The 13,202-nt window shown below is 65.3% G+C and carries 11 protein-coding genes; 7 read left to right on the top strand and 4 right to left on the bottom strand.

The genetic code is table 11. The features are described from left to right. Window positions 1-101 precede the first annotated feature (101 nt). The 4 genes from NN2_RS29850 to NN2_RS29835 are packed head-to-tail and all read right to left on the bottom strand — an operon-like array spanning window position 102 to window position 4,987. Window positions 102-2,483, bottom strand: coding sequence for a bifunctional salicylyl-CoA 5-hydroxylase/oxidoreductase (locus tag NN2_RS29850; RefSeq protein ID WP_063017928.1), 2,382 nt, complete (start codon window positions 2,481-2,483; stop codon window positions 102-104). 7 nt (window positions 2,484-2,490) lie between these two features. After that, window positions 2,491-2,931 carry an acyl-CoA thioesterase gene (locus NN2_RS29845; RefSeq protein WP_063017926.1) on the bottom strand — a complete coding sequence of 147 codons (441 nt, stop codon included), beginning with the start codon at window positions 2,929-2,931 and terminating at the stop codon, window positions 2,491-2,493. Next, window positions 2,928-4,544, bottom strand: coding sequence for an AMP-binding protein (locus tag NN2_RS29840; protein WP_063017924.1), 1,617 nt, complete (start codon window positions 4,542-4,544; stop codon window positions 2,928-2,930). Before NN2_RS29840 ends, NN2_RS29845 begins: the two co-directional genes overlap by 4 nt. Before the next feature lie 38 nt (window positions 4,545-4,582). Then, the gene (locus NN2_RS29835; RefSeq protein WP_063017922.1) at window positions 4,583-4,987 is read right to left on the bottom strand and encodes a RidA family protein; all 405 of its coding nucleotides are present in this window, start codon (window positions 4,985-4,987) and stop codon (window positions 4,583-4,585) included. 171 nt (window positions 4,988-5,158) lie between these two features. On the opposite strand from NN2_RS29835, the gene NN2_RS29830 reads away from it, so the two are divergent. The 7 genes from NN2_RS29830 to NN2_RS39135 all read left to right on the top strand — a co-directional run. Continuing rightward, window positions 5,159-6,028 (top strand): fumarylacetoacetate hydrolase family protein, encoded by an 870-nt coding sequence (locus tag NN2_RS29830; RefSeq protein ID WP_063017920.1) that lies wholly within the window; start codon window positions 5,159-5,161, stop codon window positions 6,026-6,028. Then, entirely contained in the window at window positions 6,025-6,465 is a 441-nt protein-coding gene (locus NN2_RS29825; RefSeq protein ID WP_063017918.1) for a cupin domain-containing protein, read from the top strand. Before NN2_RS29830 ends, NN2_RS29825 begins: the two co-directional genes overlap by 4 nt. A gap of 184 nt (window positions 6,466-6,649) precedes the next feature. Beyond that, entirely contained in the window at window positions 6,650-8,251 is a 1,602-nt protein-coding gene (locus NN2_RS29820; protein WP_063017916.1) for a phytoene desaturase family protein, read from the top strand. Window positions 8,252-8,355: 104 nt separating this feature from the next. After that, the gene (locus NN2_RS29815) at window positions 8,356-9,117 is read left to right on the top strand and encodes a cyclase family protein (protein WP_063017972.1); all 762 of its coding nucleotides are present in this window, start codon (window positions 8,356-8,358) and stop codon (window positions 9,115-9,117) included. 18 nt (window positions 9,118-9,135) lie between these two features. After that, a complete protein-coding gene (locus tag NN2_RS29810; RefSeq protein ID WP_063017914.1) occupies window positions 9,136-11,298 on the top strand; it encodes a thiamine pyrophosphate-dependent enzyme in 2,163 nt (720 codons plus the stop codon). Next, window positions 11,235-12,938: an indolepyruvate oxidoreductase subunit beta family protein gene (locus tag NN2_RS29805; RefSeq protein ID WP_082857379.1), complete on the top strand. Its 1,704-nt coding sequence runs from the start codon at window positions 11,235-11,237 to the stop codon at window positions 12,936-12,938. The genes NN2_RS29810 and NN2_RS29805 overlap by 64 nt, the downstream gene beginning before the upstream one ends. A gap of 137 nt (window positions 12,939-13,075) precedes the next feature. Beyond that, a partial coding sequence (locus tag NN2_RS39135; protein WP_156511574.1) for a biotin carboxylase N-terminal domain-containing protein occupies window positions 13,076-13,202 on the top strand: 127 nt, incomplete at its 3' end.

Below are 13,202 nucleotides of genomic sequence, written 5' to 3'. Positions count from 1 at the left end.
GGGGGACAACTGGAAAGCCCTCAACACACCAGGAAACCCGATCACCCGAGGACTTCGCCTTCGGGTGATCGGGTGTGACGTGCCGATACGCTGACAGCGCGTCAGCTGGCCTGCGCAGGTTGCCAGCGGTTTCGCAGTAGAGCCGGGCGATCCGCGTCACGAACCAACTGCAGGCGCGGCGGCGGACCATCCTTGCGGCTCGTCGGCGGTTTCCGGTTGCCGGCCCGGAACTGTGCCGGCCATTCGGCGCCCTCTCCCCGGTAGTCCTGCTCCACGGCCGCATGCAACGTCCACTGCGGATCCCAGAGATGCCCGCGCCCGATCGCGACCAGATCCGCACGGCCTGCCAGCAGAATCGAGTTCACGTCGTCGTAGGACGAGATCGCTCCGACGGCCACGACCGCGACACCGTGCTCGACGCCGACCTCGTGCCGAATCCGGTCGGCGAACGGTGTCTGGTAGCTGCGTCCGTACGCCGGCTGCTCGTGCTTGACCACCTGCCCCGACGATACATGCAGCACATCCGCACCATGTTCGGCGAACGCCCGTGCGATCTCGACCGCGTCGTCCAGCGTATTGCCGCCCTCGGCCCAATCGGTCGCCGAGATGCGGACCGACAATGGGCGATCAGCGGGCCACACCGCACGAACAGCCTCGAACACCCGCAGCGGGAAGCGCAGCCGGTTTTCCAATGAACCACCGAACTCGTCGGTCCGGGTATTGGCCAGCGGAGACAGGAATGAAGACAGCAGATAGCCATGCGCACAGTGCAATTCGAGCAAATCGAATCCGGCCCGGTCCGCCCCACGCGCAGCCTCGACGAACTGGGCAGTGATGTCGTCCAGGTCGATGGGGGTCAGCTCCCGCGGTGTCTGGCTTCCCTCACCGTAGGGCACCGGCGAAGGGCCCACAGTCTGCCATCCACCGACCGGCAGCGGGTCGTCGATACCTTCCCACATCACCTTGGTCGAGCCCTTTCGGCCCGAGTGCCCCAGCTGCACCCCGATCTTCGACCGGGAGTTGGTGTGCACGAAGTCGACAACGCGAGCCCACGCTCGTTCCTGCTCCCCGGTGTACAGCCCGGCGCAACCGGGTGTGATCCGCCCTTCCGACGAGACGCAGACCATCTCGGTCATCACGAGGCCCGCACCGCCGAGCGCTTTACTACCCAGGTGGACCAGATGGAAATCGGTGGGCACTCCGTCGACCGCGGAGTACATGTCCATCGGCGACACCAGCACTCGGTTGGGCAGCTCGACACCTTTGAGGCGTAGCGGGTAGAACATCGGCGGCCGGGAGGATTCGGCCTCGGTGATCTGGTCCTGGACAGACAGATACCAGCCGTCGATGGCGTCGACGAAGCCGTCGTCGCGCAACCGCAGGTTGTCATAGGTGATCCGGCGGCTGCGGGTCAGCAGGTTGAACGCGAACTGATCGGGATGCTGCCCGGCGTACTGGCCGATGGTTTCGAACCACTCCAGGCTGGCCTGCGCGGCACGCTGGATGGACTCGACGACAGGTTTCCGCTCGTTCTCATAGGCATCGAGTCCCGCTGCGATGGAATCGTTTTCGTGCAGACACGCCGCGAGGGCGAGGGCGTCCTCCATCGCGAGCTTGGTGCCCGAACCGATAGAGAAATGAGCGGTGTGCGCCGCGTCGCCCATGAGGACTACATTGCGGTGCCGCCAGGTCCGGTTGCGGACGGTCCGGAAGTTGATCCACCGAGAGTTGTTGGCCTCCAGGCCGTGACCGCCCAGCTCGTCTGCGAAGATCTCCGCCAACAACGCGATCGACTTCTCGTCGCTCTCCCCGGGCGCGAAATCGCGGTCGGCGAATTCGCTGAAACCAGCTTTGCGCCACACTGATTCGTGCATCTCGACGATGAAAGTGCTCTGCGTCGCGCTGAACGGGTAGGCGTGCACCTGCATGATGCCGTATGGGGTGTGCTCGACGAAGAATTCGAATGCCTCGAAGACTCGATCGGTGCCCAGCCACATGTACTTGTTGTGCCGCGTATCCACGCTCGGCCCGAACACGTCGCTGAATCTCTCGCGAGTCGCGGAGTTGATGCCGTCGGAGGCCAGGACCAGATCGTGGGTGGCCGAAAGTTGCTCGACGTCCGGGGCCATCGTTCGGAAGTGAATGGTGACACCGAGCTCGACACAGCGTTCCTGCAGAATGTGCAGCAACTCTTTGCGGCTCATCGCCGCGAACCCCTGGCCGCCCGAGGTCCGGACTTCGCCACGGTAGTGAATGTCGATATCGCTCCAGCGCGCGAACTGCTCGCTCATCGTCCGATAGACCTGCTCATCGGCATGCTCGATTCCGCCGAGTGTCTCGTCGGAGAACACGACGCCGAAACCGAAGGTGTCGTCTGGGGCATTGCGCTCCCAGATCGTGATCTCATGGGCGGGATCCAGTTGTTTCATCAGCGCGGAGAAGTACAGGCCTGCGGGTCCTCCGCCGATAACAGCGATACGCATCTCTGCTTCACACCTCTCGGGTTGTCATGGAATTGATCTCGGTGCCGCGCAATGCCGCGACGACATCTGCGGGCCATGGTTGAGCCCCCCCGGCATCCGGGGCGTGAACCGCAGTCAATGCGCCGCGCGCCGCGATGGTCCGCGGGCCTGCTGGGGTGGATGGCGAAGCCGGAATCCGGGTGATGGTGAAGTCGTAGCGCAGCGAGGTCGTGCCGATGCGCTCCACCGACAACTCGATCGAGGCGGTGTCGCCGAACCACAGTCGGTCGATGTAGTCGACCTCGTATCGCACGCGGGGGATCCGGCCGAACAGCCGGCCCAGCCCGACGCTGTTCAGCAGCACCGCTTCGGCGGCCTCGACCCAGCGCACGACCGTGCTGTGGTGGTAGTGCCCCGACGCGTCGGTGTCCTGCCAATCGACCGGACGCTGGACAACGGTCTGGATCATCTGCCCGCCTCCCAGCGTTCGCGGATCCTGAATCGCTGCAGCTTCCCACTCGGGTTGCGCGGCAGGCTCTCGAGGAATTCGATGCTGCGCGGATACTTGTACGGGGCGGCGGTCTGCTTGACGAAATCCTGTAGCTCACGGGCCTTCTCGGCACCGCCGCTCACCCCGTCGCGCAGCACGACTGCGGCGTGCACGATCATGCCGCGATCGTCGTCGGGGACACCGATCACCGCGCTCTCCACCACATCCGGATGCAGGTCCAGCACTGTTTCGACCTCGGGGGCCCCGATGTTGTAGCCGGAGGACACAATCATGTCGTCGCTGCGCGCGTGATACCAGAAGTAGCCGTCGGCATCACGGGTGTAGGTGTCGCCGGTGATATTCCAGCCGTTGCGGACATAGGTCCGCTGGCGCGGATCGGCGAGGTAGCGACACCCGACCGGCCCCTTCACTGCTAGCAGACCCGGCGTGCCGTCGGGAACCGGATCACCGTTGTCGTCCTGGATTTCGGCGCGGAAGCCGGGAACCGCCCGGCCTGTCGATCCAGGTCGGATATTCTCATCTGCCGCCGAGATGAAGATGTGCAGCAGTTCGGTCCCGCCGATCCCGTTGATGATCTCGAGACCCGTCCGTTCACGGAACTGTGTGAAGACCGCCTCCGGTAGATGTTCGCCGGCAGATACGCAGCGCCGCAGCGATTTCAGGCGCCCGAGGTCCCCGCGCTTGAGCAGTGCCTTGTACGCGGTCGGAGCGGTGAAGAGTACTGTCGCCCCGAAGGTCTCGATGGCCTCGACCAGAGTCGACGGATCGGGCCGTTCGAGCAGCACCACCGAGGCGCCCGCGCGTAGCGGGAAAGCGACCAGCGCGCCGAGGCCAAAGGTGAATGCCATCGGCGGTGTACCGATGAAGACATCGTCCGCGGACGGTGCCAGCACACCGGCGGAGAAAGTATCGGTGATGGCGAGCAGGTCGCGGTGGAAATGCATCGTCGCCTTGGGGGCGCCGGTGGTGCCCGAGGTCGGCGCCAGCAGCACGACGTCATCTGCCGCGGTCGCGACGTCGTCGAACACGGTGGACTTCGTTTCGATGCGAGCGGTCAGATCATCCGTCGCCTGTCCCCCGAATGGAACGATCGTCAGATCGGGGGCAGACGCCGAAAGTTCGTCGACCAAGCGGCTGTCACACAGCGCCAACGCCGGGCTCATCAGCTCGACCAGTTTCGACAGCTCGGGCGCCCGCAACAGAGGCATCGTCGTGACCACTACTCCGCCTGCCTTGACCACTCCGAACCAGCAGGCGACCAACCACGGGGTGTTTGGCGCGCGCAACAACACCCGGTTCCCCGGCAGCAGCCCGAGGTCCGCTGTCAGAACGTGGGCAATCTGATTTGCCCGATCGAGCAGATCGCCGTAGGTCCATACCGAATCACCGGTCAGCAGGCAGGGCTTGACGCGCCCGTGGGTCGCCACTGCCGCATCGAGCAGAGCGGTCGCACAGTTGAGGCGCTCGGGATACGTTAACGTCGGCAGATCGAAAACGAGCTCGGGCCATTCGTCTCGCGGTGGGAGATTGTCCCGGCAGAAGGTGTCGATGTGCGCTGAGAGCGAAAACATCGTTGCTGGACCTTTCATGATGCAGAGAGCGAATCCGGTCAGACCGGCTCTACGTCCAGCGCAGCGACTCCCTGGATCTCGATCAGCGCTTCGGGCTGCCACAGCCGGGTGACACCGATACCGGCCATCGCCGGGTAGTCGGTTCCGGCCAGTTCTCGCCAGATTCGCCCGATCTGTTTGCCGTGGGCCTGGTAGTCGGGAATGTCGAGCAGGTAGACCGTCACGCTCAACAGGTTCTCCGGCCGGCCGCCGGCTGCCTTGAGCGCGGTCAGCAGGTTGGTGAACGCCTGCCGGAACTGCTCGACGATCCCGCCGTCGACGATCGTGCCCGCGGGCGTCAACGCTGTCTGTCCCGCGAGGTGAACGATGTCGCGACAGCGCGAAGCGTGTGCGAACCCGGACGGCTTCACCAGTTCTGGCGGGTTGATGTGTTCGACAGACATGGATGTCTCCCTGTGTGGTGAGCCCCGCCGGAAGGCGAGTTCGACGACCTGTGGCGCTCTCGACGATATGCTGTTATCGTAACGATCGTCAAGATAGCTACATACATTCCCTGGCTGACAAGCTTTCCGCCGCCGCGAACAACAACCCGGCCGATCCTTGGAGTTTTCCCAATGCGAGCGCGAACAGTTTTCTCCGATGCGGGCAGCCGCGCCGAAGTCCTCCTCGACGGACTGTGGTGCGCGACCAGCGCGCCCGACGTCGGCGCCCTGGTCGCTACCGTCAACTGGCGCACCGCGCCGCAACTCGCCGCGCGGCAGCCGGATCTGAGGGGAGACCCGGCACCGCTGGTCACTGCGCCCAGCAAGATCATTTGCTGCGGCCACAACTATCGCGCCCACATCGCCGAGATGGGCCGGCCAGAACCCGAATTCCCCACTCTCTTCGCGAAGTTCGCCGACACGCTCACCGCCTGGGACACGGACATCGCCTTACCGGGCCCGGCGGAAGCGGTCGGCCTGGACTGGGAGGCGGAGTTGGCCATTGTGGTCGGTGCCACGCTCCGGCACGCCGATGCCGACGCCGCCCGCGCCGGTATCGCCGGATACACCGTCGCCAACGACTTCTCGGCCCGCGCCTGGCAGCGCCGCACGCCGCAATGGCTGCAGGGTAAGGCCTTCGACGCAACCACCCCGCTGGGCCCGGACCTCGTCACCCCGGACGAGGCAGATCCTCGCGACGGACTGCGCATCGTCTGCCGGATCAACGGGGTCACCGAGCAAACCGGCTCGACCGACGATCTCGTCTTCGACCCGGTGACCCTGCTTCGCTACATCTCCGAATTCACGACCCTGCGACCGGGTGATGTCGTCTTGACCGGAACGCCCGGCGGTGTCGGTGTGGCGGCGGACCCGCCGCGGTACCTGCGTGCCGGCGACGTCGTGGAGACGGAGATCGAAGGAATCGGCCTGCTACGCAATCTGATCACTGCCTGCCGACCACAAGTGTGCCCGTCTGACGGGACGGAAAGGAAATCGCGATGACCAACGAGATCACCGGGGAAAAAGTTGCCCCGTTCGTCACCCGCGCCGGCCAGCTGTACACCGACACCGCCCAGTCCGGCGACTGCAAGCGCGCATCAGGCGTCAGCCCGCAGCACACACCGGCCACCAAAATCTGGTACGGCCGCGTGTACAACGCGCCCGGGTACCGGTCTCTTCCGCATCACCACGGCGAGGCCGAGACCGGCGGATACATCCTCAAGGGCGTCGGGCGAATCTATTTCGGCGAGAACTACCAGGAATACGTCGACATGAATGAGGGCGACTTCGTATTCGTCCCGCCGTTCATGCCGCACGTGGAGGTCAACATGAGCACCACCGAGGAATTGGTGTGGCTCACCGCCCGCACGCCCGACAACATCGTGGTCAACCTGCCCGACGTGGACGACTCGATCCTGCAGGGCTACCGCCGCGCCTGAGATACGCCGTGCCGCCGGAGTTCGGTTCTCGAGCGGAAGCCGAACTCCGGCAACGTTTTCGCCATCGCCGCGCTTTCCGCACAGACGCCGCGTACGGCGGATAGCCACCCGCTCCCGACATCCCTATTTTCCACGGTATGACCGACATCACATCAGGCTGCCGCACGCCAGGAGGTTCCCCGGCATGACTGCCGACACAGACGCGATCGTCGTTGGATCGGGAATCAACGGCCTGGTCGCGACCGCCGAACTGGCCCGAGCCGGATGGTCCGTGCTGCTGCTCGAGCGCAACGCCGACATGGGGGGCTTCATCGCCAGCGAAGAGCGCACGCTTCCCGGCTATCTGCACGACACCTACGCGTCGTGGCACCCGTTATTCGTGACAGGTGCTGCCTACGCGAGCCTCGGCGAGCTCCTGCATCAGCACGGACTCCAGTACCGAAACACCGACACCTGGGTGATCGCCAGCGTCGCCGACGACGGCCGCACCACCCTTGCCCACCGCGACCCGCAGGTCACCACCGAGGAATTCGCCGATCCGGATGACGCGAGCACCTACCTGCAGATGTTGGACAAGCTTGGCGAGAGCATGGGCCCGATCGGCGGGCTGATGGGTAGCGAACTGCGTTCACGCGCGATACTCCGCCCTCTCGCCGGGCTGGCCCGGACGGCCGGTCGCCACGGTAGCGAATACTGGATGCGGACAATGCTGACCAGCGGTCGTAGCTATGCCAGGAGCACGTTCCGGGGCTCCGAGGTCGACCACCTCTACGCGCCATGGCTGCTGCACGCGGGACTGTCTCCCGATCACGCCTCGGGTGGATTCATGATCCCGCTGCTCGCCGCCACGGTCCACGGGGCCGGGCTTCCCGTCGTCGCCGGGGGCGCGGGGCAATTCGTCACCGCGTTCCGCTCGCTCCTGGAGTCGCTGCATGTCACCGTGCGGACCGACACCCACGTCGAGCGAATTCTCGTCGAGAACGGCCGGGCAGTCGGTGTCGTCGCCGCCGGGCAGACTTTCCGGGCCCGCCGCGCGGTTCTCGCCTCGGTGACACCGACCACGTTGTACGGCGAGCTGCTCCCGCGCGCCGCAGTACCGCCTGCCATCCACACCGAGGCCGGGCGATTCCGGTACGGACGCGCGGAAATGCAGATCCATGTCGCGTTGTCCGCGCCGCTCGAGTGGAACGATTCGAGGCTCGCCGAAATCCCGCTCATCCACGTATCCAACGGGGCGGACAGCACCGGAATCGCCTGCGCCGAAGCCGAAGCCGGATTGCTTCCCTGTCGTCCCACCATTGTCGTGGGCCAGCAGTACGTGCTGGACGCGAGCCGAGTCCCTCGAGGCGGCGCCGCCCTCTGGCTGCAATTGCAGGAGGTGCCTTTCGCTCCCCGCGGTGACGCGGCCGGTGAACTGGACACCAGCGCCGGATGGACGCCCGCACTGGCGAAGGGCTACGCGGACCGCGTACTGCGCCGGATCGCGGCTCACGCACCAGATCTGTTCGCGAAGGTTCTGGCCGTGGATGTCATCACCCCGCCCGACCTTTCGGCATACAACGTCAACGCAGTCGCCGGCGACCCATACGGCGGCTCCGGCGAGATGGATCAAAGCTACCTGTGGCGGCCGCTGCCGTCCGCGGGCCGCCACGCGACGCCGGTTCACGATCTGTGGCACATCGGCGCCTCCACCCACCCCGGCCCAGGGCTCGGTGGTGGTTCCGGGCATCTCGTCGCGAGCACACTCACCCGGCGCAGCCCAGGTTTGCGCCGGCGCAGGCAATGACCACTCCATAGTGCGCGACCCGGACAACCGGCGCGTCGCACGGATAGCGCCCACATGTGCCGTGGAACACACTCGACAACACCCAGTCACCGCAGGAGTTCCAGATGTCCCTACTCACCACACTCATCGATGCGACCCGTTCAGGGGCGGTCGAGATCGTCGACCTGACCACGCCGCTGCAGGAATCCACCCCCATCTTGCAGCTGCCGCCGCCGTTCGCGAACACAATTCCGTTCCGGCTGGAGGAAATCAGCAACTACGACGACCGAGGACCGGCATGGTATTGGAACAACATCCACACCGGTGAGCACACCGGCACCCACCTCGACGCCCCGGTGCACTGGGTGAGTGGGAAGGACTGCCACGACGTCTCGCAGGCGCCCCTCCACACCCTGGTCGCTCCCGCCGCGGTCATCGACCTGACCGCCGAAGTCGCCCAAGATCCCGATTTCCTGCTCGAGGTCGACCACGTCCTCGCGTGGGAGAAAGAACACGGCCCGCTGCCCTCCGGCGGCTGGCTGCTGTATCGAACCGGCTGGGAGGCGCGCGGCAACGACGCCGCAGCGTTCGCCAACGACGGCCACACTCCCGGCGTCTCAGTCGACTGTGCCAAGTGGCTGGCAGTGGAATCGCCGCTGGTCGGATTCGGCGTGGAAACAGTCGGCACCGATGCGGGCGCAGCCGCCGGATTCGAGATGCCCTTCCCCTGCCACAACACACTGCTGGGTGCCAACAAATGGGGACTGACCAGCCTGCGCAATCTCGGGCAGCTGCCCGCGACCGGGGCCGTGATCGTCGTATCGCCGCTGCCGATCATCGGCGGATCCGGCAGCCCGGCCCGAGTTCTCGCGCTAGTCGAACTGTGAACGTACGGAGGACAATCGATGGCTGAACGGTCATTCGCGAACGAGGTCGGCAAGCTGCGCCAGGGGGCCGGCACTACCCTGCACGTCGAGGGCATCCTCGCGGTCACCAAGGCACTGCTGCAGTCCGGCGTCGCCTACGTTGGCGGCTACCAGGGTGCGCCGATCTCGCATCTGATGGACGTCCTGAGCGACGCCAAGGAGGTCCTGGACGAACTCGGTGTCTACTTCGAGAACTCGGCCTCGGAAGCCACCGCGGCCGCCATGCTCTCCGCGTCGGTGCACTATCCGCTGCGCGGCGCGGTTACCTGGAAGTCGACGGTCGGAACCAACGTTGCCGCAGACGCCCTTGCCAATCTGGCCAGCGGCGGCGTCACCGGAGGCGCCCTGGTCATCCTCGGTGAGGACTATGGCGAGGGCTCGAGCATCATGCAGGAGCGCTCGCACGCCTTCGCGATGAAATCGCAGATGTGGCTGTTGGATCCGCGACCGAACATCACCGCCATCGTCAACGCCGTCCAATCCGGCTTCGAGCTGTCCGAGGCCAGCAACACCCCGGTGTTCCTGCTGCTGCGGTTGCGGTCGTGTCACCTGCACGGCGCGTTCGAGGCCAAGGACAACCAGCGCCCGCAGATGACGGTCACCGAGGCGACCCAGCAGCCGAAGCGGGATCTGAGCCGAATCGTGTTGCCGCCGGCCAGCTTCCAGCACGAGAAGGAGAAGGTCGAGAATCGGTGGCCTGCCGCGGTGCAGTACATCCGCGAGCATGGCCTCAACGAGGTGTTCGCCAACGATCGCGCCGATATCGGCATCATCGTGCAGGGCGGGCTGTACAACACCCTGAACCGCTCGATGGAGATGCTGGGCTGCTCGGACGCGTTCGGCGACACCAAGGTACCGCTGTATGTGATGAACGTGGCGTATCCGGTCATCGACTCCGAAGTCATCGACTTCTGCGCGAACAAGCGTGCGGTGTTGTTACTCGAAGAAGGCCAGCCTGATTTCGTGGAGCAGAACATCAACACGATCCTTCGCCGCGCCGACGTGCCGACCACCCTGCACGGCAAGGACATGTTCACCATGGCAGGCGAGTACACCTCGCTGGTGGTCACGCGTGGTTTGCAGACGTTCCTGAGCAAATATTTGCCCGAAGTGATCACCGGCGCGCCTGCGTTACTGCGCCCGGCGGACGACCCGGCCAGCCCCTTCGCTCTTCAGGTCGATCCGCATCTCGTGCAGCCGCGCCCGCCAGGTCTGTGTACCGGCTGCCCCGAACGGCCCATCTTCTCCGGACTCAAACTCGCCGAACGCGAAACCGGACAGCATCACATCAGCGCCGACATAGGCTGCCATCTGTTCTCCATCAACGCGCCGTTCAACCTCGGTGCGACCACGATGGGCTACGGCCTCGGCTCCGCGGCGGCGTCGGCGTTGAATTCCAAAGATTCCGACCGGCGCACCATCGCGGTGATGGGAGACGGCGGATTCTGGCACAACGGACTCTCGAGCGGCGTCGGCAACGCCGTGTTCAACAAAAACGACCAACTTCTGGTCGTGGTCGACAACGACTATGCCGCCGCGACCGGTGGCCAGGACGTGCTCTCCTCGCACGCCGATCTGCCCGCCCGCTCCACGCAACACCCGATCGAACGCGCGGTACGCGGCATAGGCGTCGAGTGGGCCAAGACGATCGACAACACCTACGACGTCACCCACGTTCGCGACACCTTCGTCGAGGCGCTCACCACCGAAGCACAAGGCCCGAAAGTCCTTGTCATGCAGAGCGAATGCCAGCTCAACCAGCAGCGGCGGGTGAAAGCTCAACGCGGGCAGGCGTTGAAGAACGGCGATCGAGTCGTCCGTGAGCGCTTCGGAGTCGATCCGGAGACGTGCACCGGCGATCATGCCTGCATCCGAATCTCCGGCTGCCCGTCGTTGACCATCACCGACAATCCGGACCCGATGCGCACTGATCCCATCGCGACCGTGCTGGACAGCTGTGTCGGATGCGGCGTCTGCGGGGCAAACGCCCATGCCGCCGTGTTGTGCCCGTCGTTCTACCGCACCGACGTGGTGTACAACCCGACCCGCCGAGATCGCATGCTCGCACGGCTGCGCACATGGTGGATCGGGCTTCTTTCAAAAGGAATCGAACGTCGCATCGCAGGTTTGGAGGTCGCGTGATATCGAGCTGGAACGACGGGAACCGCCCGATCACACTGGCCATCTTGGCGATGGGCGGCGAAGGCGGCGGTGTTCTCGCGGACTGGACCGTCTCCGTCGCCGAGACGGCCGGCTGGTACGCCCAGACCACCTCGGTACCGGGCGTCGCGCAGCGGACCGGTGCCACGGTGTACTACGTCGAACTGTTTCCCCCCGCAAGGCATCCAGCCGCCGACAAGGGGGCCGTCGTCGGCCGCAGCGAGCCCATCCTCAGCGTCTTTCCCACTCCCGGGGAAGTTGATGTGGTCATCGCTTCCGAGCTGATGGAGGCAGCTCGCGCCGTCCAACGTGGCTTCAGCACACCCGACCGGACCACCCTCATCACCTCGACGCACCGGGTGTATGCGATCGACGAACGGATGGCACTGGGCGACGGGCGCGTTGACAGCGCCGCCCTGCTCGATACCGCACGACGGGGCTCGAAACGATTGATTTCCGCTGACTTCATGACGTTGGCTGAAGACGCACGAAGCGTGATCAGCGCGTCGTTGTTCGGCGCGCTGGCCGGCTGCGGTGTGCTCCCGTTCGATCGCGAACAGTTCGAGCAGCCGATCCGCGACTTCGGCAAGGGTGTGGAGCAATCGCTGCGGGCATTCGACGGCGGCTTCACTGCGGCGATTGAGCCGGACGCTACCGATGCTCCGCGCAAGCCGAGTCCGGTGGAACTCACGCTCATTCCCAAGCCCCTGTCTGCCGAGGAGAAGAAAGAGCGGGAGGAAAAGCGCCGCAACGACATTGCCGCGAGCGATCCGGGTGCACTCGTCGGGCCGAAGCTGCGGCTGCTTGCCTCGCAGGTCGAAAGTCTTCCCGCCGCGGCACGCTCGATGATTCTGCACGGCCTTGTGCGCACGGCGGTGTACCAGAACCTCGCCTACACACAGCTGTACCTGAACCGTGTGCGCGAATTCGCCGCGCTGGACCCGGACAGCGATGGCGCGGCCCGGCTCACCCTCGAGGCGGCACGCCATCTGTCGCTGTGGATGTGCTACCAGGACACTATTCAGGTCGCGCTGCAGAAGGTTCGCAAACACCGGATGTCCCGCATCCGAACCGAGGCACGGGCCGAGGACAACCAGCTCATCCAGGTTCGTGAGTATCTGCACCCGCAGGTCGACGAGATTACCGACACCATGCCGGCGTGGCTCGGCGCCCTGCTGCGGCGCTCCAAGACCTTCGAGCGAATCGTGCACTCCGCGACCAGCCGGGGCATGACGATCAACACCAGCTCGATGGGCGGATACACCGCGTTGTCGATCACCGCACGACTGCGGCCCATCCGGCCACGATCGCTGCGATTCGTCAGAGAGCAAGCCGCCATTGACGAGTGGATGAGGATCGCGCTCTCGGCTGCGGCCAGCGACTCGGAGCTTGCCCGCGAAATCGTCGAATGCCAACGGGTACTCAAGGGCTACGGCGCCACATACGAGCACGGCAACGACAGCTTTGCCAAGCTCCTGCGGGCGGCCCAGGAGATCACCGGCATGCCCGACGCCGCAGCTCGGCTGGCCAAACTGCGCACCGCAGCACTCGCCGACGAGGACGGCACGGCTCTCGACACCGCGCTGGGCCGGGCGGTGGGCGCTCGAGCGACCGCTGTATAGACAGGCGCACCGGCCGAGACCGCCGTCCATTACCGGCCGGTGTGCACTGGGTTGGTTGCTCAGCACGCGCACGTGCTGAGCAACCAACCTTTCCATTTCCCGGACGGCGCCTCCAACGACGAGAAATAACGGAATTCATGTTCTCCAAAGTGCTGGTCGCCAATCGCGGGGAAATCGCCATCCGTGCCTTCCGCGCCGCTTACGAACTCGGCGTCGGCACCGTGGCGGTTTTTCCCTACGAAGATCGCAATTCGGTGCATCGTC

It is taken from the genome of Nocardia nova NBRC 15556 (assembly GCF_001613005.1).
GTDB lineage: Bacteria > Actinomycetota > Actinomycetes > Mycobacteriales > Mycobacteriaceae > Nocardia > Nocardia nova.
The sequence above is the reverse complement of the archived record's forward strand: the minus strand, read 5'-3'. Positions and strand labels throughout refer to the sequence as shown.